Annotated in this window: 17 protein-coding genes; all 17 read right to left on the bottom strand. The window is 41.1% G+C overall.

Annotation, left to right across the window (positions count from 1 at the left end):
• Window position 1 precedes the first annotated feature (1 nt).
• The 17 genes from miaB to MHI16_RS08475 all read right to left on the bottom strand — a co-directional run bounded on the left by miaB (window position 2) and on the right by MHI16_RS08475 (window position 21,573).
• Window positions 2–1,528 carry a tRNA (N6-isopentenyl adenosine(37)-C2)-methylthiotransferase MiaB gene (gene miaB, locus MHI16_RS08555; RefSeq protein WP_058013937.1) on the bottom strand — a complete coding sequence of 509 codons (1,527 nt, stop codon included), beginning with the start codon at window positions 1,526–1,528 and terminating at the stop codon, window positions 2–4.
• Between the two features lie 90 nt (window positions 1,529–1,618).
• On the bottom strand, window positions 1,619–2,725 hold the full coding sequence (locus MHI16_RS08550; RefSeq protein WP_058013938.1) for a DUF3578 domain-containing protein: 1,107 nt from the start codon (window positions 2,723–2,725) through the stop codon (window positions 1,619–1,621).
• A 111-nt stretch (window positions 2,726–2,836) separates the two neighbouring features.
• Window positions 2,837–4,018, bottom strand: a complete 1,182-nt coding sequence (locus MHI16_RS08545; RefSeq protein WP_151282351.1) for a glycine C-acetyltransferase — start codon at window positions 4,016–4,018, stop codon at window positions 2,837–2,839.
• Window positions 4,015–5,079, bottom strand: coding sequence for an L-threonine 3-dehydrogenase (gene tdh / locus MHI16_RS08540; protein ID WP_058013940.1), 1,065 nt, complete (start codon window positions 5,077–5,079; stop codon window positions 4,015–4,017). Before tdh ends, MHI16_RS08545 begins: the two co-directional genes overlap by 4 nt.
• A 175-nt stretch (window positions 5,080–5,254) precedes the next feature.
• Window positions 5,255–8,299 carry an efflux RND transporter permease subunit gene (locus tag MHI16_RS08535; protein WP_058013941.1) on the bottom strand — a complete coding sequence of 1,015 codons (3,045 nt, stop codon included), beginning with the start codon at window positions 8,297–8,299 and terminating at the stop codon, window positions 5,255–5,257.
• 202 nt (window positions 8,300–8,501) lie between these two features.
• Window positions 8,502–8,762, bottom strand: a complete 261-nt coding sequence (gene spoVS / locus MHI16_RS08530) for a stage V sporulation protein SpoVS (protein ID WP_003211281.1) — start codon at window positions 8,760–8,762, stop codon at window positions 8,502–8,504.
• Between the two features lie 201 nt (window positions 8,763–8,963).
• Window positions 8,964–9,758, bottom strand: coding sequence for a TIGR00282 family metallophosphoesterase (locus tag MHI16_RS08525; protein ID WP_058013943.1), 795 nt, complete (start codon window positions 9,756–9,758; stop codon window positions 8,964–8,966).
• A gap of 88 nt (window positions 9,759–9,846) precedes the next feature.
• Window positions 9,847–11,409: a ribonuclease Y gene (gene rny, locus MHI16_RS08520; protein WP_003211958.1), complete on the bottom strand. Its 1,563-nt coding sequence runs from the start codon at window positions 11,407–11,409 to the stop codon at window positions 9,847–9,849.
• Between the two features lie 500 nt (window positions 11,410–11,909).
• Window positions 11,910–12,950, bottom strand: coding sequence for a recombinase RecA (gene recA, locus MHI16_RS08515; protein WP_058013944.1), 1,041 nt, complete (start codon window positions 12,948–12,950; stop codon window positions 11,910–11,912).
• Window positions 12,951–13,126: 176 nt separating this feature from the next.
• A complete protein-coding gene (locus MHI16_RS08510) occupies window positions 13,127–14,377 on the bottom strand; it encodes a competence/damage-inducible protein A (RefSeq protein WP_058013945.1) in 1,251 nt (416 codons plus the stop codon).
• Window positions 14,378–14,393: 16 nt separating this feature from the next.
• The gene (pgsA, locus tag MHI16_RS08505) at window positions 14,394–14,975 is read right to left on the bottom strand and encodes a CDP-diacylglycerol--glycerol-3-phosphate 3-phosphatidyltransferase (protein WP_058013946.1); all 582 of its coding nucleotides are present in this window, start codon (window positions 14,973–14,975) and stop codon (window positions 14,394–14,396) included.
• Window positions 14,976–15,050: 75 nt separating this feature from the next.
• Window positions 15,051–15,962 carry a helix-turn-helix domain-containing protein gene (locus MHI16_RS08500; protein ID WP_058013947.1) on the bottom strand — a complete coding sequence of 304 codons (912 nt, stop codon included), beginning with the start codon at window positions 15,960–15,962 and terminating at the stop codon, window positions 15,051–15,053.
• Between the two features lie 23 nt (window positions 15,963–15,985).
• On the bottom strand, window positions 15,986–16,777 hold the full coding sequence (locus MHI16_RS08495) for a DUF3388 domain-containing protein (RefSeq protein WP_003211480.1): 792 nt from the start codon (window positions 16,775–16,777) through the stop codon (window positions 15,986–15,988).
• A 131-nt stretch (window positions 16,778–16,908) separates the two neighbouring features.
• The gene (locus MHI16_RS08490) at window positions 16,909–17,166 is read right to left on the bottom strand and encodes a DUF3243 domain-containing protein (RefSeq protein ID WP_003211590.1); all 258 of its coding nucleotides are present in this window, start codon (window positions 17,164–17,166) and stop codon (window positions 16,909–16,911) included.
• A gap of 73 nt (window positions 17,167–17,239) precedes the next feature.
• Window positions 17,240–17,968 carry an SDR family oxidoreductase gene (locus MHI16_RS08485; protein ID WP_058013948.1) on the bottom strand — a complete coding sequence of 243 codons (729 nt, stop codon included), beginning with the start codon at window positions 17,966–17,968 and terminating at the stop codon, window positions 17,240–17,242.
• Between the two features lie 31 nt (window positions 17,969–17,999).
• Window positions 18,000–21,119, bottom strand: a complete 3,120-nt coding sequence (locus tag MHI16_RS08480; RefSeq protein WP_058013949.1) for an MMPL family transporter — start codon at window positions 21,117–21,119, stop codon at window positions 18,000–18,002.
• Window positions 21,097–21,573 (bottom strand): MarR family transcriptional regulator, encoded by a 477-nt coding sequence (locus MHI16_RS08475; RefSeq protein ID WP_058013950.1) that lies wholly within the window; start codon window positions 21,571–21,573, stop codon window positions 21,097–21,099. The genes MHI16_RS08480 and MHI16_RS08475 overlap by 23 nt, the downstream gene beginning before the upstream one ends.
• Between the last annotated feature and the right edge of the window lie 56 nt (window positions 21,574–21,629).

Raw genomic sequence — 21,629 nt, 5'->3', positions numbered from 1 at the left:
TTTAATTCACCTCGATAGCTTCTCCAACCATTTCTCCGTCAAGAGACCAAGTTTTGGCTTGTGTGATTTTCACTTTGACGATGTTGCCAATCGCTTCTTTTGGTGCTTTAAAATTCACAAGCTTGCTTTTACTTGTATATCCGGCTAGGATTTCAGGGTTGTTTTTACTTTCACCCTCTACTAATACTTCGACAGTCTGCCCTTCGTATTCCTTCATTTTTTTCGCGGAAATTTCATTCACGAGTGCATTCAGGCGCTGAAGGCGTTCTTTTTTCACATGCATTGGCACGTTGTCTTGCATTTTCGCTGCTGGTGTTCCTTCTCTTGGAGAGTAAATGAACGTATATGCCGCATCAAACTCAACCTCGCGATAGAGGGAAAGTGTTTCCTCAAACTGCTCATCTGTCTCATTTGGGAACCCAACAATAATATCCGTTGTTAATGAAGCATTTGGCATCGCTTTTTTGATTTTGCGCACAAGATCAAGGTAACGCTCACGGTCATATTTTCTCGCCATAAGTTTCAAGACAGAAGAACTGCCGGATTGAACTGGCAAATGAATATGATCAAGAAGGTTCCCACCCTTAGCCAGCACTTCAATTAAGTGATCGTCGAAGTCACGTGGGTGGCTTGTTGTAAAACGGATACGCGGAATATCGATTTTACGCAGCTCATCCATCAAGTGTCCAAGACCATATTCCATGTCTTCAAAATCTTTTCCATACGCATTCACGTTTTGACCAAGAAGGGTAATTTCCTTATATCCTTCTGCCGCTAAACGTCTGACCTCTTGAATAATTTCATCAGGGCGGCGGCTTCTTTCTTTACCGCGTGTGTAAGGGACGATACAGTATGTACAGAATTTATCACAACCGTACATAATATTCACCCAGCCCTTAATTTTTCCTTGGCGGGCTCTCGGAAGGTTTTCAATGACATCGCCTTCTTTTGACCAAACCTCAATGACCATTTCTTTTGAAAGATAGCATTCAGATAACAGCTCTGGCAGGCGGTGAATGTTGTGTGTACCGAAAATCAAATCAACAAATGGATGTTTCTTCAAAATACGGTTGACGACAGATTCCTCTTGCGACATACATCCGCAGACACCTAAAATTAAATCTGGCTTTTCACGCTTTAATGCTTTTAAATGACCAAGCTCTCCGAACACTTTGTTTTCCGCATTCTCACGAATTGCACAAGTGTTTAATAAGATAACATTTGCATCTTCCGTTGAGTTTGTCGGTTCATAACCAAGCGCCATAAAAATACCAGCCATCACTTCTGTGTCATGCTCATTCATTTGACAGCCATATGTGCGAATATAAAACTTGCGCCCGTTTCCTAACCCTTGAAAACGCTCGTCAATTTGAAATTGATTGTATTCGACTTCTTCTTTACCCCGTTTTTTTGCATCTTTTAAGGAAGGCGGAATGTACACAGCTTCAAAATACTGGCTGTAGTCCTTCTCGGATTTTTTGTCCGATGAACTTACTTGTCCGCTCGCTTTTCTCTGCTCTTCATTCATGAATTTGTACTCCTTTCAAACCAAGCTCCACCCTACAGTATAGACTATTTTGTCGTGAATTGAAAATAAATTCATACGTGCCACCACTTTTCAATCCACACGAATTTTGCATGAATATTGAGTAGGTTTCAGATGTAGATCGTCTTTACCTAAAGGGTTTTGTATTTCTTTGACAATCTTCATCTGCTGTGTACCGACACTCTCAACTAAAGTAATTACATATGATTCTTTTTCCTCTTCTGCTACCATTCTTTCTTGTTCAGATAAGAAGAATGGAAAGTCATGGTGAGTCAGTTTAGATCCTTTTACTTCTATAAGCTTCTCTTTTCCATCGGGGTAATAAGATTTAATATCAAATCCATGACCATCTTCCGTTTCAGCTACCCAATCGACAGCTTCCGCTAATTGTTCCCGTCCCACTGCTTTTAATTGCTCTACTTCCTTATGATAAACAAATTTCTCTGCTATTCTACCTGTCTCTTCGTTTTGCTTTGCTCTTTCTTCTCTTAATTGTTTATAAACATCTCTATGAATGATTCTTTTTCTTTTATACTTGTTCTGATCTTCCAATTTTGGGGTAAGGTCCTGATCCAAATATATTTCGTAAACAAAATCATAAAAAAACTCATTTAAAGAATTGATATCTTGTATTAATTGGTAATAGTCAAAATGATCAATATTATACTTTTTAAAGACCAATGAGCTTGCTGCATATTTTTTAGGTCTTAATGATTTACCCAAATGAAAATCACCTATATGAAAGCCCTCTAGTCTTTTATGTTGCTTTAATTCCGGCTGTAGCCTTTGCCTCCAAATGGCTGCCTCTTCCTTAATTTCAGATAAAGATAAATTTTCAGTTCCAGTTTCAATTGTTAAATAAAAATCTTCCCCGTTCTCAGCGAATAAAATAACAATAAATATACCTTTTTGTGTCGTTGTTTTTTGGGAATTAGGACTTGTCGTTAATCTCTTGTCTAAAAGTGCAATCCAAAAACATTCTGCAACTTTTCCATTTCCTGTAGATGCTTTAATATCGATCCTGTCCAAATTCCTCATATGACGTTTTTCTAATTCATAACGAATGTTGTTTGGGATCTCTTTATTAAACATGTTGTGAAAAGGGTGATTCTTATCTGTTCTCCCTTTGTTCTTATAATCTAAAAATTGCTCACAAAAAATTTTTTTATTAAATAACATTTGCCTCACCACTTACCTCAATAGATCTTTTTACATACATTATACATAACAAACGGTAGATTTGATGAAATATGGAAAGAATAGTGCAAAAAAAAGAGAGCCTGCGCTCTCTCAATCAAGTATGTTCAGTTTTTTTGCTTCTTCTTCGATGATCGTCAGTGCACGGTCTAGTTCTTCTTTTGTGTGCTCTGCTGTGATGATGGCTCTAATTCTCGCTTTTCCTTTTGCTACAGTTGGGAAAGCGATGCCCTGGGCAAACACGCCTCGGTCTATTAAAGCCTTGGAAAAGCGAAACGTAAGAGCTTCGTCTCCAATCATGATTGGAATAATCGGTGTTTCTGTCGGAGCAACTTGAAACCCAAGGCTGACGACTTTTTCTTTGAAATAGGCGGCGTTTTCCCAGAGCGTGCTAATGCGCTCTGGTTCATCTAACAGCACTTCAATCGCTTCTTCACACGCTCTAGTCACAGCTGGCGGATGTGAGGTGCTGAATAAAAACGGTCTTGCTTTATGCTTTAAATAATCAATTAAAACGGCTGATCCCGCTACATAGCCGCCGAGCACTCCGACAGCCTTACTAAGTGTCCCAACCTGAATGTGCACTCTGCCGTCGAGTTTAAAATGGTTGACTGTCCCGCGGCCATTTTCACCAAGCACACCCGAGGCATGTGCATCGTCTACCATCACAAATGCATCATATGCTTCTGCGAGCCTAACAATCTCAGGAAGCGGTGCAATATCTCCATCCATTGAGAACACACCGTCTGTGACGATGAGACGAACGCGGTAATTCATAGATTTCTTTAAAATTTTCTCAAGCTCTTCCATATTGGAATGCCCGTATACCTTTTTATCTGCTTTTGTTAACCGGATGCCGTCAATGATTGAGGCATGATTCAGTTCATCTGAAATCACAATATCATCTTTTGTCAGAATACTAGATAAAACCCCTTGATTGGTCGTAAAGCCTGATTGGAACACAAGGGCGGCCTCTGTCTTTTTAAATGCAGCAAGCTTTTTTTCAAGGCGTTCATGCATCGTCATTGTGCCAGCGATCGTTCGTACAGATCCTGTACCAGCACCGAATTCATCAATGGCCTCTTTTGCCGCTTTCATCAGCCTTGGATGTGAGGTGAGGCCTAAGTAGTTATTTGAGGAGAGCTGTATGACGGATTGTTCATTTAATGTCACAGTGGATGATTGTTTTGAGTCAATCTCTTTCAATGTTTGGTGAGTGCCTTGCTGCTTCATTGTTTCCAGTTCATCTTGTAAATACGTGAATTCTTTCATCATTTCTTCCCCCTTTGATTTGATGGCATCATCAGTACGACCTTTCCGCACATCCCATTTCTCATGAGTTCAAATCCCTTTTCGAACTGTTCAAATGGCAGTGTATGAGTGACAACTGGCTGGACATCGATGGTCTTCGTTCTTAATAACTCAGATACTTGACGCCACGTCTCAAACATTTTTCTTCCCGTGATCCCTTGCACGGTTAATCCCCTAAAAACAATTTGATTCGTAATGTCAATTGTCACTGGTCGTTCTGGCAAGCTTAGTATATTGAGTTTCCCTCCATTTGCACAAGCTTCGAGTGCTTGATTAATGGCAACTGGATGTCCTGACATCTCGCATATCACATCTGCCCCCTCCATCTGCGTGAACTGCTTAATCACCTCAACAGGATCATCTTTTCCAATATCCACGATATGGTCTGCCCCCATTTTTCGGGCAAGATCCAGCCTGTATTCATTTTGATCGACAGCAAACACTTGAACAGCACCGGAAGCTTTCGCGACGGCGATCGCCATTAAACCGATTGGTCCGCAGCCAAAAATCGCCACTGACTTACCTGAAACAGGTGTGTGCAGCACTGTATGAACCGCATTTCCAAGCGGCTCTTGAATAGACGCAAGCTCCACTGGCATTTGAGCTGGATTGTGCCACACATTTTGTTCAGGTACTTTGACATATTCAGCAAAACAGCCGTCAATGTCTACCCCTAAAATTTTCGTTTCACTACACAAATGCTGCTGCCCAGTTAAACACATAGAGCACTGATTACATACAACATGTGTCTCTGCCGATACAAAATCCCCTACTTTTGCTCGAGAGACTTGCCTCCCCGCCTTGACAACTTCCCCTGTAAATTCATGTCCAAAAATGTAGGGCGCTTTAACTCTTCCCTTTGCCCAATCATCCCAGTTATAAATATGCATGTCTGTTCCGCATATTGAAGTGGCTTTCACCTGTATCAATACTTCATGATCATTGATTTCTGGAATCGGCATCTCCATCAACACCGCTCCGTAAGCGCTTTCTTTTTTAACAATCGCTTTCATCGTTCCACACATGACGTACAACCCCTTTGTTAAAAAACTTCTCCCAATGAGATTTTAACACGTCTTATTTTCTTCGTAAATACCGCTGTCTACTGGAAAAAGACAAATGAGCACTCCACATATTTTTTTGGATATTTTTCTAAAAAAAAAAGCAAATCCCCATAGAAAAGGAGATTTACTTTTTGATTCACCGTCTTTTTGAAACGGCAATATATAAGGCTGGCACGATTAATAGTGTCAAAATTGTTGAGAAAAAGACACCCGATACAATGCAGATTGCCAATGGCTTAAAGAGCGGATCATTACTTAATGCTACAGGCATAAGGGCGACAAGTGCCGTAAATGCGGTTAGTAAAATTGGCCTGATCCTTGCTCTTCCTGCTTCAATGACAGCTGTCTGTTGATCGAATCCTTGTTTACGCCGCTGCTCAATAAATTCGAACAAGACAACCGCATTTCGGACCACGATACCAGCTAATGAGACAATTCCCATTGTTGCCATAAAGCTGAACGGCGTTTGTGTGACAAATAGTCCGATAACAGCTCCAGATATCGCTAAGTAAACCGTTCCTAGAACTAATAGTGGCAGCATCAATGAATTGAACTGGAAAGCGATGGTTACATAAATGAGCAGCAAGACAACTCCAAACAAGAGACTAATTTCAATAAAGAACTGGGATTGATTTTCATTTTCTCCGCCTTGAGAAATAGCTAGATCCTTCGCTGCATCCGTTTTTCCTATTTGATCGACGACTTCTTTCATGTCGCCTTTAAACGAGTCTGACGTGCCAGGGTACGCCTTCAGCGTAATGGTCGGGATTCCATTTTCATGTGGAATGCTTTCATACTGCTCTGTTTCTTTTTCTTTTACATATCGGCTAAGTGGCTCTAGTGAAGGCATACCGCCTTCATTTGAATTGACAGGCACTTTTATTTTGTTTAGCTTTAATCCATTTTGATGTGTACCTACATCCTGTTTGACCACTAAGTCGATATCTTTTGTTCCTTGTTTAAAGCTGCCTAATGGCATGCCTTCTGTCACAAGACCGAGCTGTCTGCTGACAAACTGAGCGCTGAGGCCATCCTCTGCCATTCGGTCACGGTTTAGTTCAAAGGAGATCGTTTTTACCGGCTGATTGACATTGTCAGTAATCAAGCTTGCTCCTTTTTCTTTCATTTCACTTGTGAGCGTTTCTTTGACATCAATGAGCTTTGCAAAAGAGTCACCCGCAATAGTTACTGACACAGGCGCACCAGTTGGGGGTCCTTGAACAATGGTTTTCATAAAGATATCAGCATCTTTAAATTTCTTACGCAACGGCTCTGTCATACGATCGATCAATTGTTTACTCGTCATCTGATCATTGTCTACTCTTACGACAACCTGACCAGTATGATCACTTGCATTTGAGATACTTTCATTAAACAGATTCGGTACACCGCCGCCTGCAAAGATCGCCGTCTCTTCAATACCTTTCTGCTGTTTGATCTCTTGTTCTATTTTCTCTAATGTTTCATTTGTTTTGTCTAATGTTGTTTCACTCGGAAGTGTGACAGTGACAACCACTTCTTTCTTATTCGCTGCAGGGAAAAATTCAAATGGTGTGATGAAAATTAGTAAAAAGGCAAGCGTTGCAACAAGCAAACCACTTAAGCCAATAAGCAGCGGACGCTTCACAATGTTCGTCAGCACGCGGTCTGCATAAAAATCAGCTAATTTTTTTAACGGTTTGCCTAGGAATCCTGGCTCTTTTTGAATTTTCTTGTTCTGTCTTTTTCGGTTCATGGTATATTGATAGACTGGCACTAGAGTCAGAGAAATCACCATAGACGCAAGTACAGTCGTTACGAGGACAGACGGTAATGCTCGTATAAATGAACCGTTTGCACCTGATAGGAAAACAAGCGGCAAGAAAGCAAACACAACTGCAAGTGTGGAAGTCAAAATAGATCCTGCAACTTCTTTGACCCCTGCAATCGTTCCTTTCAGCGGACTTTCATATTTTTTCATCTGCCTTAAAATATTATCGTTGACGACAATGGCATCATCGACAAGTATTCCTAGGGCAATGATAAAGCCGATAATCGAAATCTGATTGAGGTCCACTTGTAAAAATGGCAGTGGAATCGTTCCGATTGTGATTGATAACGGGATGGCAAGTGAAACGATAAACGCACCGCCAATGGTAAGACCAAGTGTGGTGACAACAATCACAGCGATGACCGCAACAATGGCTTCTTTTATCAAATCATTAAAAATGGCATCCACTTCACTTTTTTGTGAATAGTAGTTTACCCACTCGACGCCATTTGGAAGCTCTTTCTCTTTCTCAATAACATCACTGACTTTGTCATACATTTTAGGGATATCAAGCCCTGGTTTGATATTGACTGTAAATGAATAGGCAGGCTTTCCGTTATACGACACAATGTCACTTTTCTCTTTTTCTACTTCTTTTAAGCTGCCAAGCTGACTGATTGTGACCGGCTCCCGGTTTGTTTTGGAGAAGAGCTCAAGCTTTTTCACTTGTTCCAAACGGTCGTAGGTACCTATGGACAGCTTAACCTTCTCACCGCCTATCCGAATATCACCTAGTGGAGATGTGTCAAACTCCTGATTGATGGCATTTGTGACATCCGTTACATTTAACCCTTCATCCTCTAGTTTACTTGAATCTAAATTTAATACCGCTTGCTTGTCATTGAATCCTTTGATGACGACACTGTCTACCCCTTTGATGTCCTCAACCTTTTCCTTCAACGCACGCAGCGATTCCTGACTTTTTGCTAAGTCTGCTGATTGACTTGCCACAACCATATAAGAACCAACCGGCACGTTGCCAAACTCATCCTTTACATCAGGCTCCATCACTCCATCAGGAAAGGACGACGCAGTACTTGTGGTTTCGTTCTTAATTTGACTTGCTACCTTTTGAAAGTCGGCTTGATCATCAATTTCAAGCACAATATTTGAAAAACCAATGGCAGAAACAGAGCTCGTTTTCTCTACTCCATTGATATCAGATATGGCTGATTCGAGCTTATTGGTTACATCACTTTCCACCTGTTTTGCATCCGCACCCGGGAAAACGGTGGAAATTGTGACGATATTCGCTTGAAATTCTGGCAGTTCTCGCTTAGGAAGCTGCGTAAATAAATAGCCACCAGCAATGAGAACAATAAAAAATAAAATAAAAACAAGCTTTCCTCTTTTCAAAAAAGCTTCAACCATTATTTCACCTACTTAAATATTTGTTTTTGATGAAGTACTTTTAACTTAATCTTAATTTATCATCATGGTGAAAAAATGCAAGCTCTAATATGTAATTTTTATCTATTTCATGAACTGAATATGTTATATAAGAAATGTATAGTGGTAAACAAAAACAACCTGCTTACATGATGTAAGCAGGTTGAAAATAATAAAATTAGAATTATCGTGGCTCAACAATCAATTTGATGGCTGTTCTTTCTTCTCCATCGATAAGAATGTCAGTAAAGGCTGGAATGCATATCAAATCCACTCCGCTTGGTGCAACAAATCCCCTTGCTATGGCTACAGCCTTGACCGCCTGATTCAGCGCTCCAGCGCCGATTGCTTGTATTTCCGCTGCACCGCGTTCACGTAAAACGCCTGCTAATGCTCCTGCTACTGAATTCGGATTTGACTTTGCTGAAACTTTTAAAATTTCCATTTCTGCTCCCCCTTAAATTTACAATGGATAAGTGAGTGTTCATTAGAACAATCTTTGTTAGATGATGCTATTTTTTGAAAATCCATCCCCAAAATGTTTTTCAAAAATAGCAGGCTACCTACCATTTTTACTATATTCACGATAGAGGGCGCATATTCCTTCTTTCTGATTAATATTTTTCTGAAATAAATTTGTGAATATTTATTCAAAGAAAATATGGTCATCATTTATCAAAATTCGATCAATTTTGACAGCTTTTTTCGACTGTTCGTCAATTTCTACGATGACTGCACTTAATGTCGTGCGTCCTTCTGCAATCTCAAAACGGACGGGAAGACTTGTCTTAAATCGTTTAATAATCGTCTCCCGATCAACACCTAAAATGCCATCATAAGGTCCTGTCATTCCTACATCTGAAATATAAGCAGTTCCTTTTGGCAAAACGCGGTTATCAGCTGTTTGCACATGTGTATGCGTTCCAACGACACATGATGCACGGCCGTCTGTATACCAGCCCATCGCTAGTTTTTCACTTGTGGCTTCACCATGAAAATCAATAAAAATGAACGGTGTACGTTTGGATGCTTCTGCAATTAACTCGTCTGCTTTTTGAAATGGGCAGTCAAGTGGGGGTAAAAACGTACGTCCTTGCAGGTTGATGACGGCTAATTCTTTTCCTTGTTTTTTTATAAACGTCAGACCTTTACCAGGTGTGCCTTCTGGGAAGTTCGCTGGACGAACCATGTGGGCAGCGTCATCGATGAAATCAAAAATGTCTCTTTTATCCCATGTATGGTTGCCCATTGTGAGTACGTCAGCTCCCGCTTGGAGCAGCTCATGATAGATTTTTTCAGTTATCCCTTTTCCATGAGCAGCATTTTCTCCATTGACAATGGTAAAGTGGGGCTGATATTTTTTCTTTAGTTTTGGTAAGTATTCTTTCAGTGTGTCTCGTCCAGGTGAACCGACAATATCTCCAACAAATAATATTTTCATGCGCTTTGAACCCTTCCTCTTATAAATTGACTTCTTATCAGTGTTGCATATTTACACAAAAAAATAAAGCGGCGCTAAGCGCACCGCTCTATTTTGCATACTCTACTGCGCGAGTTTCTCGAATGACCGTCACTTTAATGTGACCAGGGTAATCGAGCTCGTCCTCAATCCGCTTACGAATATCCCTTGCTAGACGGTGAGCTTCAAGATCATTAATTGAATCCGGCTTCACCATAATACGCACTTCACGTCCAGCCTGTATCGCAAACGATTTTTCAACACCTTCATAAGATTCAGAGATATCTTCTAATTTCTCAAGTCTCCGAATGTAATTTTCAAGCGTCTCACTTCTTGCACCAGGGCGTGCTGCAGATAATGCATCTGCTGCTGCAACAAGAACAGCGATAATAGATGTCGGTTCTTGGTCACCGTGGTGAGAGGCAATACTGTTGATGACAACAGGATGCTCTTTATATTTCGTCGCAAGCTCAACGCCAATTTCTACGTGGCTTCCTTCTACTTCATGATCAATGGCTTTTCCAATGTCATGCAGAAGACCTGCTCGTTTTGCAAGCTTTGCATCTTCTCCAAGCTCTGAAGCCATGAGACCTGCAAGATGTGCAACCTCAATTGAATGCTTCAGGACATTTTGTCCATAACTTGTACGGAATTTTAAGCGACCGAGAATTTTGATGAGATCCGGATGCAGACCGTGAACTCCGACTTCGAATGTCGTTTGCTCACCCATCTCACGGATATAATCATCGACTTCACGGCGTGATTTTTCCACCATTTCTTCAATTCGTGCAGGATGAATTCGGCCATCCTGGACTAGCTTGTCCAGAGCTATCCTCGCTGTTTCACGTCTAATCGGATCAAAGCCCGATAGGATAACAGCTTCAGGTGTATCATCTATGATCAAGTCAATACCTGTTAACGTTTCTAACGTACGGATATTTCGTCCTTCACGTCCGATAATACGACCTTTCATCTCATCATTTGGAAGATTGACTACAGATACCGTCGTTTCAGCTACATGATCAGCTGCACAACGCTGTAACGCAAGTGAAAGAATGTTTTTCGCCTTTTTATCAGCCTCTTCTTTCGCTCGGTTTTCAGATTCTTTCGTCATGACTGCAATGTCGTGGGAAAGCTCATTTTCAACTTGATCCAGAATGATTTGTTTCGCTTCATCTCGAGTTAAACTTGAAATACGTTCCAACTCGGCTTTCTGCAAACGAATCATATCATCCACTTTGCTTTCCATCTCTTCAATATGTTGTTGTCGTTCATTCAGAGAATGATCTCTCTTCTCCAACAGGGACTCCCGTTTATCTAAAGATTCATCTTTGCGATCAAGATTTTCCTCTTTTTGAAGTAAACGGTTTTCTTGTCTTTGAAGCTCATTACGTCTTTCACGAACTTCTTGCTCCGCCTCTACTCGAAAGGAATGAATTTCATCTTTCGCTTCCAAGAGCGCTTCTTTCTTCAATGCTTCCGCATCACGCTTTGCATCCTCAACAATTTGTTCGGCCATGTTTCTTGCGCCGGATATTTTTGCTTCTGCAATGGTTTTACGAACAAAGTAGCCAACAACTAAACAGATTAGGCTCAGCAAAATGGAGATGATCGTAAACATCGTAGGCGACATATTTTCACCTCCTCTTGCTATGAACTTGGTTTTACAAATAAAGTGTCGGCATGTACATTGTTTTGAGTCTCAACATACAGGGCCTTCACAGGGAATGAGATCCTCACTGCCCTTGTCAAGTTTAAATTAGTTATCAATCATGTTAAGAAAAACAAGTGATACATTTCCATTGTAATTGTGTCGGAAATACTTGTCAAGCTAGTCAGACTGAGGCGTAAGTCGTTATTTCAAGCAAAGTCAGAACTTTTGACCTGCTAGCTGTCATGTAAATGTAAAAAAAAGACGCTTTTCAGCGTCTTTAGCATGTAGACAAACCCTCGCATTCGGTGTCAGGTCTGCGCTCCGGTGCTCACGAATGTTGAATTCGCTCCGCTCCGGTACTCACCCTTCCTAGACTTCAAAGGTTTTCTATCACGCTGAAAAGAAGACAAAGGGCTAAAATAAAGATCATTTTAGCCCTTTGTCAACCATCTAAGACGCTTTTCAGCGTCCTTTAGTCTTTAAATTTCCAATTCCTCTTGACCTTCTTCTTCTTCAGCTACTTTCACTCCGTTTGTATCCAAACCGTAGTGCTCTCTAATTTGTTCTTGAATCATGAGAAGAATATCTTTGTTTTCTTTAAGGAACTGTTTCGCATTTTCACGGCCTTGTCCAAGACGTTCCTCTTGGTAAGAATACCAAGCACCGCTCTTTTGTACGATATCTAGTTCGCTTCCAAGGTCGATGATTTCGCCCTCTTTTGAGATTCCTTCACCGTACATAATGTCTACTTCTGCAATACGGAATGGCGGTGCTACTTTGTTTTTCACTACTTTAATTCTCGTTTTATTCCCCATAATGTCATTGCCCTGCTTCAGCTGTTCAGCACGGCGCACTTCTAAACGAACAGATGAATAGAACTTCAGCGCACGTCCACCTGGCGTTGTTTCAGGGTTACCGAACATGACCCCAACTTTTTCACGAATTTGGTTAATAAAGATGGCAATGGTTTTTGATTTATTAATGGCACCAGATAGTTTACGAAGTGCTTGGGACATCAAGCGTGCTTGTAGACCAACGTGTGAATCACCCATGTCTCCTTCAATCTCTGCTTTTGGTACAAGAGCAGCTACTGAGTCAATAACAACAATATCAACTGCACCACTACGGACAAGAGCTTCTGCAATTTCAAGTGCTTGTTCTCCTGTATCAGGCTGAGAAAGTAACAGCTCATCAATATTGACACCTAGTTTTTGAGCGTAAACTGGATCGAGCGCATGCTCTGCATCGATAAATGCAGCTTGTCCTCCCTGCTGCTGAACCTCAGCAATGGCATGAAGTGCTACTGTCGTTTTACCAGAACTCTCTGGACCATATACTTCAATAATACGACCGCGAGGATATCCACCTATTCCTAGTGCAGTATCAAGTGCTAACGAACCACTCGGTACTGTTGAAATACGTGTATCTGTTTGCTCTCCTAGTTTCATAATAGAGCCTTTACCAAACTGCTTTTCTATTTGTTTAAGAGCCATATCTAAGGCTGCTTGACGATCACTCATTCTATTGTTTCCTCCTTTATCAATTCCACTATCTATACTATACCTTGTTTTACGTCATTTGCCAAGAAAAAAACGAACACATATTCGATTTTTTCTTGGCAGATTTTTAAGAAAAGAGTGATTTCTAGTAGAAAAAACACTCTTTTATAAAGGAGTAAACCTAACAAAAAACAAAATTAACTTTCTTTTAATAAATTGAGCAAGTGATGCAGACCGTATTTCACAGCGCGCTTGCGAATGCCCGACCGGCTTCCTGTAAACATCCATTCAAACACGTCAGTATGGTCTTTCGTAGATAGCCCGATGAACACTTTCCCGACAGGCTGTCCCTCGTGGGTATCAGGGCCTGCTACACCCGTAAAGCTAATGCCAATATCACTTCCCGTAAGCTTTCTAGCACCTTCAGCAAGCTCTAAAGCACACTCTTTGCTGACAGCACCATGAGAAGACAATGTTTCTTCCCGGCAGCCAAGCACCTGCTGTTTGACTTTGTTTGTATAACAAACGATACTGCCGCTTAAAATCGACGATGCACCTTCAAGATCTGTCAGCCATTCAGAAAACATTCCGCCTGTCAGGCTCTCAGCCGCTGCCACTGTTTTCCCGTGTTCGTGCAAGGCCTTTGAAGCTTCACGGACAAGTGAGGTATCACCATAACCGTAGAAGTACTCTCCTACCCGTGCTAAAATTTTCGCTTCTGTTTCTTTTAACAGACGCTCCGTTTCTTTTTCATCCTCATGCTTGGCCGTGAGCCTAAGTGTTACTTCACCGTCAGATGCAAGAGGTGCAATCGTTGGGTTTGTTTGAGCATCAATTAAATCTTCTAGGTCTGTTTCAAGCTGTGATTCACCGATTCCGAAGAAGCGAAGAACAACAGACACGATTTTTTCCTTTAAACCCAGTTTCTCAGATATCAGCGGTTTCGCCTCGTTCTCAAACATCGGATGCAGTTCACTTGGCGGGCCAGGAAGCAGCATATAAAACGTATCGTTTTCTTGAATAAACATACCTGGGGCCATCCCAAACCGGTTCACAAGCACATCAGAACCTTCTAGAACGAGCGCCTGCTTCCGGTTATTCGGTGACATGTCTCGTCCAGTCTTTCGAAAGTATTCTTGAATGGATTCAAACGCTTCTTCATTTAGCACGAGCTCTTTTCCGAGCGTACTCGCAATGGTTTCTTTTGTTAAATCATCTTTCGTTGGTCCAAGACCACCTGAGAAGATAATAAAATTCGATCTTTCCTGCGCCACTTGAATGGCGCTTTTTAAACGCTCTGGATTGTCACCAACTGCTGTATGGTAATAAACATTCACACCAATTTCAGCTAGCTGTTTGCTGATGAATTGTGCATTCGTATTCGTAATTTGCCCTAGCAAAAGTTCGGAACCGACTGCAATAATTTCTGCTTTTCTCTCTGACTTCAAAGCGTACACGTCCTTTTTAGTTAGAATTCTTTAAAGCTTCCCAGTTTTTCACAAAGTAATCCCAGCCTGACACAACAGTGAAGAACACTGCTACCCACATCGCAAGGTCACCAAACGGGAATGATACAAGTTCAAACGGAAGGTTATGCAAGAGAAGGGCTGAAATCGCAATGATTTGCGCCCATGTTTTCACTTTACCAAGCATATTAGCTGCTACCACTTCACCGCCTCCGGCTAGTACAAGCCTTAGACCAGTTACAGCAAATTCACGGCTAATGATCACAATCGCCATCCATGCCGGCGTGAGGTTGTACTGAACAAGTATAATTAAAGCAGCTGAAACAAGCAATTTATCTGCAAGCGGATCTAAAAATTTACCAAAATTCGTCACTAAGTTCAGTTTACGCGCATAGTACCCATCAATCCAGTCCGTTGTCGAAGCGACAATAAACAGGATTGCTCCAATAAGATGCGTCACTTCGATGCTGACGTGACCAAAACGCGCAACGCCCCAATCTAAAGGTGCAAGCATAATGATCATAAAAACAGGGATCAAGGCGATCCTAGAAAGAGTTATTTTATTCGGTAAGTTAAACATGAATTTCAATCCTCCAATAAGCCATTTTTTTATGTATATATAATAGTAGGAACAAAAGAAAAGTCATCTACTTGCTTAAGATGACTTTTCCTTTCCTTTATTCACAATCACAATGTTTTGTGTCATGGTGTTCTTAGGGTCTAATTCGTACTTTAGCGTCTCGTCATTCACCTTAATATCAATTCCAGTCGCATTGCCTAGACGGATATCGACCTGAGAGAGCTCAGACAGGTCTGTTTTAAACGATTCACCATCTTTTAGTTCACCCATTTTCAGCACTTTTCCAGATTCGTCTCTGACGCGCAGCCATGAAGCTTTTGTAGCAGAAATGGTTAACTCCATCTCATCTGCGCCTGACGCTTCATACGTTGTCGTTGAGCCTTCTGTATTCGCTGCCTTCAAAGAGACCGTTTCATCGTCTTTGGATGAATCCTTTGATGAGTCATCTTTTTTAGATGATTTTTCTTGATCATCTGACGGAGCTTTTTCTTTTTTCTTTTGATCTTTTGCAAGAGATGAATCCTCAGATACTTCATACTTAGATTCTGACTTCTGAGGAGCCGTCTGGTTGTTCTTCTGTCCGCTATCATGATTGACCGCCTGCACGATGACATAAATGATCGCGATGACCACAAGGACGCCTCCAATAATCAAAATGGTCGGCAGCAGCTCAAGCACCTTCGAGGCAGGCTTTGGCAGCTCTCTTTGCGGCTTAATATTTGATAATTTATCAGATATTTCATCGTTATACGTGCTCGGCACATCTTTACGAAATTCTTCGAACAATTGTTCAGGATTTAGTCCAACGGCTTCGGCATATTGTTTAATAAACGCTCTGACGTAAAATTTACCTGGAATAATATCATAGTTTCCTTGTTCGATTGCTAGCAAGTAGCGCTTTTGGATTTTGGTCACCGTCTGAAGATCCTCCAGCGACATCCCTTTTTCCTCTCTGGCCTCAATGAGCCGTTTTCCCAATTCAGTCAAAACAAACACCTACCATTACCATATTAAAAATCGAAGCCAGAAAAACCAGAATGATCAAACACTTGTGGTTCTTCAGCGTGCTCATATGTAATCTCTTCGTCTGCACTATTACGCAATTCAATGATATAGTCGAAATCATCCATTGTATATTCTGAATTTTGAATAAAAATGTCTGGATGCTCAACTACTTTTGTTGCCGGCAGTCTCATAATTTCTCTTAAAAGCTGCAAGTGCTTCTCAGAACCTCTTCGCGTCGACACAATCCCATCAATAATAAAGACGTTATCTGGGCTGTATTCATCCGCAATCAGCTGACTTCGGATCGTCTGTTTCAAAAGAGTGGACGATACAAAAAGCCATCTCTTGCTGGCACATACACTTGAAGCCACAATTGATTCTGTTTTTCCGACACGCGGCATCCCGCGAATCCCAATCAATTTATGTCCTTCTTTTTTAAATAGTTCTGCCATAAAATCAACAAGAAGACCAAGCTCGTCCCTTTCAAATCGGAACGTCTTTTTGTCATCTGCATCACGCTGAATATATCTGCCGTGACGAACCGCTAAGCGGTCACGTAGTTTTGGCTGTCTTAATTTCGTTACTTTTATCGTTTCCATTGTATTTAAAATTGATTCAAGGCGCTTAATTTGATCTGTATGGTCACAGCGCAGAAGCATTCCGCGTCTTGATACATCAACACCATTAATTGTCACAATATTAATTGAAAGCATCCCCATTAGAGATGAAATGTCTCCTAAAAGTCCGGGACGGTTTACCTGTATCTCATATTCAAAATACCATTCGAGCTTTGCCAAATGATATTACCCCCTTCATTGTGGCAAATTTTTACCTTCCTATATCATAAAGCATTTTCACATTTTTAGAAAGCACAATGTTGTGAAACAGTTAAAATAAAAAGAGAGGCACAAACGACCCCTCTTTTTGTTTAGTGCGAGCTATTATTTTCAACCAATTTGACCATCATATTGGCAATTGCGCGCTGCTCATCTTCTGATGCAACGCTCCAAAGGTCAGCAAGTACTCTTTCTTGCTCGTTCTTTGCTTCAACTTCGTTAGCTAAATATCCGCCAATTTCATACGCAAGGTTATTGATGGTATCATCTTTTAAGCCTTTATCCTGCGCATGATTTAAACGGTCACCTAAAAAGTTTTTCCAATGGTCCCAGTTCTCAAGTACTGACATGTCGATTCCTCCATTCGAAAAGATGAATTACAGCCATAGCTTTTGTCATGGAGTGATGAATTATACACGTTTTTTAACAGTACCAGCCGCCATTAACGGATAAAACTTGACCTGTCATATAACTTGACTGCTTTGAGGCGAGAAACCAAATGACATCAGCAATCTCCTCAGGTGATGCAAGCCGGCCAAGCGGGATTTCTTCCTCCAGCATGTCAATATCTTCTTGTGTGAAGCTTTTCATCATGTCTGTATGGACGGCACCTGGTGAAACAGCATTTGCTCTAATTCCACTTGGGGCAAGCTCTTTTGCCAGACCTTTAATAAACGCATTTTGCGCGCCCTTCACCATGCTGTACAGCACTTCACACGATGCCCCTGTTTCTCCCCATATCGAGCTTACCGCAACAATATGACCTGCTTTTTTTTGAATCATGGCTGGCAATAGGTGTTGGGTGAGCTCATATGGACTTGTGACATGAAGCTGCACCATACTGGCTAATACGTCTTTTTCTGTATCTGTCACTAATCCGACATGACTCTTACCGCTATTTAATACAAGAATATCTGGAGATACGGGCAGACGGCTGACGAGCTCATCTGCTCCGCCCGTTTTAGCTAAATCCGCTTGAACGACAAGCGTCTGAATATGACATGTTTCTTTCAGTTGAGCGGCAAGCTGCACGGCTGCCTGTTCATTTTTGTGATAATGGAGCATCACGTGGCAGCCTTCCTGGGCAAGCCTTTTGGCTGCAGCCTGCCCAATCCCGCCACTGGCACCTGTTATCAGCGCCCAACGACTCATCACATGGATTCCTACTTTCTATTTAAAATATCTATTCTTTCCGTTTAAATGGGAACCAGTTCGCTGATCCGAACAATTTCACCATCACAGGTACGAACAATGGTAGCACAACGAGTGCGTACAGCAAAAGCCCTGTGAGGACAAGTGTTGCAATCTGCAAGAGAGATAGCACTCCTGAAGGAAGCATGGCTGCAAATGTTCCTGCCAAAATAACAGCAGCAGACATAATGACAGAGCCCATATTCTTCATTGATTCAGTCATCGCAAACTGAATGTCTTTTGTTTTGTATTCATTGAACCGCTCCATTAAGAAAATCGAATAATCGACTCCGAGCGCCATTAATATGACAAATCCAAAGAATGGAACCGCCCAGTTAATGCCCGGATATCCAAAGAAATGGGTGAAAATAAATTCTGTTACACCAATCGCAGTGAAGTACGTCAAAATCAGCGATCCAACTAAGTAAAGCGGCATAACGAGAGAACGGAACAGAATCACCAGTATCAGGAAAATACCGATCATCATGTAAAGAACTGTCTTATTGAAGTCTTGGTCTGACAGCTGTTTTAAATCAGCGTTCATACTTGATACACCAGATACGCCAAATGAAACATCTTTTAGATTTGTTTCAGGAAGTGCACGTTTTACCGAAGCTTCTACGTTTTTAATCGTTTTCATGGCGTCGTTCCCATATGGATTGTTTTCTAAAATGACGTCAATCTTTGTCATCTTGCGGTCATCCGACATATAGGAATCGAACACTTGCTTGAATGCTTTATTTTTCAGGACATCTTTTGGAATAAACCAACCAGCCATGTCTTGATCTGGTGCATTTTTTAGTTCGTCTAAGTAGTCTCCTGCGCCCATTAATCCGCTTGAAATCTTCTCCAAGCCATCGACGCTTTTGTTCAGTCCATCTGTCAGTTTGGTTAGGTCATCACCAAAGCCGCCAATCTTTTCTTTCATTTGTTTTTGACCATCAATCACTTGCCCGGCACCATTTGCAAGCTTTGGCATATTATCAGCTATTTGCCCTTGACCTTTAGACGTTTTATCCAATCCTGTTTCAATTGCATCTAAGCCAGCAATGAGTTCATCGATTTGACTCGTCAAAACTTTTTGCTGCTCTGAAGCTTTTGCGATGAAGGCATCCGCTGCTTCAAGCTGTTTTCTAGCTTCTTTCGCTTGTTTGGCATAGCTGTCTGCCTGCTTCGCCCCTTCTTGCAAGGTCGTAGAAAGTTCATTATATGAAGCTTTGATGGCTTGATACGATTGATTTTCTTTCACCTGCGGAATTTGTTTTTCAAGTGTACTAAATTGTTTATTTGCTTGTGTGATTAATGCTTTTACATCTGCTGCGGCAGAGGATGACGTATCCACCTGCGCCAATGCTGCTTTTAATTCTTTGGAGATGCTTTTATACAGCGACACTTGCTGATTCACTTGTTCGACTTGAGCCGTTAATTCCTTTTTCGCACCTTTAATTTTCTCTTTAATCTGTGCAACACCGTTTTTGTTTTGATCGATTCCGCTTTGTAAATCTCTTAACGACTTTTCGACGTTTTGAATGCCTGTTTGCACTGATTCTGTACCAGAAATCAATTTGTTAATGCCTTTTCCAGATGATTTGATTTGCGGCGTTTGATCCTCAATGGATTGACTCATTGTCGTCAGTGCATCTTGGATCTTTTTCAACCCTTCATTACTTTTATCAAGCCCACTATTTAGCTCTTTGGCTTGAGATTTCACGTAAAGATCATTCAGTCCTTTACCAACAGGACGTGTGGCACTTCTCACTTTACTCACGCCATCTGTTTGTTCGATCGCGCGGCTAAGTTTTTCAATAGCAATCAGGCCTTTGTTATTGTCTAAAAGATCAGATGATTTTACCACAACTGTTGCTGGAAGGGCTTCACCTGGTCCAAATTTGTCAGAGATGGTATTGAACGCATTGACGGATTCGTATTTATTGCCGATTTCGTCAAGGTTGTTATATGAAAGTGTCCCTTTATACATGAGAATCGGCGGAAGGGTAATGATTGCAACGATTAGCAAGCTGAAAAGTGGTTTCTTAAATGAAAAACGACCTGCTGTTTCCCACATTTTCGATTGCGGGTGGGCAATATCTCCTTTAATCGGCCAGAATAACACTTTTCCTAAAACCGCCATAAAGAATGGAACGACCGTGAGGAGTGCCACAATTAACACGGCGACACCAACTGCCACTGCTACAGCTGATTTATACAGTTGGAATTGGGCTAAACCGATACACGTAAAACCAATGAGGACAGCAATTCCGCTGAATAAAACGGTTTTACCTGCCGTCTTATATGTTGTAATAATGGCCTCAATCTTATCTTTTCCATGAGATAGTTCTTCTTTAAACCGGCTTAGCAATAAGATGCAGTAGTCGGTACCAATCCCAAACATGATGGCGACCATAAAAATTTGGGTAAAGGTCGAGAGCGGAAAATCAACATACTTTACTAGGTAAGCCACAATCGATTGGCTGATTAAATAAGAAAGCGCCACTGCCACTAAAGGAACGAATGGTGCTACTGCCGATCTGAAGACAAGCACAAGAACAATTAAAATAAACCCAATTGTAATGAATTCCGTTTTTTTCAGACCTTCTTGCGAGCTTGTGATGACATCATCGTCGATCAGCGGCTGCCCTGTCATTTCAAATGTTAGGTTCAGACTCTTTAGCTTTTCATTGACTCTTTCTTTAAAATCGGATGCTTTGATTTTGTTCGAGTCGTATGTAACTGGAACAAGAAGTGTTGTTTGATCTTTAGAGAGCATCTGTTTTTTGATATCTTTGTTTGCATCAAAATAAGAAGTGATGTCTTCCACATGGAGGTCTTGATCCTTTTCTAATATCTCCATCGCTTTCTTTAAAGAGGTTTCTCTTTCTTTAACGATATCCTTACCTTGGAAGACTATGACGATCGATTTCTCTGTATCCCCATTTTTAGACATGTTCTTTAATAATTGATCGGCGTAGGAAGAAGGATAACCATCAGGAACAGAAATTTGCCCTTTTTCTTTAGTTAATTGCGCCATATTAGGAGCGGTGATGAGTAATACTGCCGCTAGTACGACCCAGAGGATCGTGATCAGCCATCTACCTTTTATGATTGCTCTCATTACTATGTTGTGCCTCCTCTTCGATGATAATTTGATAAATCTTTTCATATGTTTGAATAAATGATTCGATTTCCTTTTCATCAAACTTTTCTAAATATGACCGAACAAGATCCTGAAGCTGCTTCTCCATTCGGCTGACCACGTCTTTTCCTTCGGGCGTCACATAGAGATGAACGTTTCTTCGATCAACTTGATCATGCTCTCGATAAATATAATCTTTATTAAAAAGACGATTGGTCATGGATGTCACAGCACTTTTATTGACATTACATTCGATGGCAAGGTCTGTTGATGTACATCCTGGGTGTAAGTTGATGTATCGAAGCGAGTAATATTGATCAAGTGTCAGTTCTTTATCCAGCTTTTCCGTGATCATACTCGATACTTTTTTCTCCATCATGAGATAGACGTCCGCATATCTTTGGATGAGCTGTGCAATTTTATTTTGTACCATATGCTGCTCCTTTAGTTTGATTGTTTAACTATTAAAGAGTTTAACTAATTGCCAAA

Origin of the sequence: Bacillus sp. FSL K6-0923 (genome assembly GCF_038630825.1) — a bacterium.
Lineage (GTDB): Bacteria > Bacillota > Bacilli > Bacillales > Bacillaceae > Bacillus > Bacillus pumilus.
Note: the sequence above shows the minus strand (reverse complement) of the source record. Positions and strands in the feature narration are given on the sequence as shown.

Excerpts from the sequence above, each read along its gene's own strand:
- MHI16_RS08475 (WP_058013950.1), bottom strand. The coding sequence starts at position 21,573 with ATGGTACAAAATAAAATTGCACAGCTCATCCAAAGATATGCGGACGTC.
- MHI16_RS08490 (WP_003211590.1), bottom strand. The coding sequence starts at position 17,166 with ATGTCAGTACTTGAGAACTGGGACCATTGGAAAAACTTTTTAGGTGAC.
- MHI16_RS08535 (WP_058013941.1), bottom strand. The coding sequence starts at position 8,299 with ATGGTTGAAGCTTTTTTGAAAAGAGGAAAGCTTGTTTTTATTTTATTT.
- MHI16_RS08545 (WP_151282351.1), bottom strand. The coding sequence starts at position 4,018 with ATGATGAAAGAATTCACGTATTTACAAGATGAACTGGAAACAATGAAG.
- spoVS (WP_003211281.1), bottom strand. The coding sequence starts at position 8,762 with ATGGAAATTTTAAAAGTTTCAGCAAAGTCAAATCCGAATTCAGTAGCA.
- MHI16_RS08525 (WP_058013943.1), bottom strand. The coding sequence starts at position 9,758 with ATGAAAATATTATTTGTTGGAGATATTGTCGGTTCACCTGGACGAGAC.
- miaB (WP_058013937.1), bottom strand. The coding sequence starts at position 1,528 with ATGAATGAAGAGCAGAGAAAAGCGAGCGGACAAGTAAGTTCATCGGAC.
- recA (WP_058013944.1), bottom strand. The coding sequence starts at position 12,950 with ATGAGTGATCGTCAAGCAGCCTTAGATATGGCTCTTAAACAAATAGAA.
- MHI16_RS08480 (WP_058013949.1), bottom strand. The coding sequence starts at position 21,119 with ATGAGAGCAATCATAAAAGGTAGATGGCTGATCACGATCCTCTGGGTC.
- tdh (WP_058013940.1), bottom strand. The coding sequence starts at position 5,079 with ATGTGTGGAACGATGAAAGCGATTGTTAAAAAAGAAAGCGCTTACGGA.
- rny (WP_003211958.1), bottom strand. The coding sequence starts at position 11,409 with ATGTCGCCTACGATGTTTACGATCATCTCCATTTTGCTGAGCCTAATC.
- MHI16_RS08485 (WP_058013948.1), bottom strand. The coding sequence starts at position 17,968 with ATGAGTCGTTGGGCGCTGATAACAGGTGCCAGTGGCGGGATTGGGCAG.
- MHI16_RS08550 (WP_058013938.1), bottom strand. The coding sequence starts at position 2,725 with ATGTTATTTAATAAAAAAATTTTTTGTGAGCAATTTTTAGATTATAAG.
- pgsA (WP_058013946.1), bottom strand. The coding sequence starts at position 14,975 with ATGTTTAACTTACCGAATAAAATAACTCTTTCTAGGATCGCCTTGATC.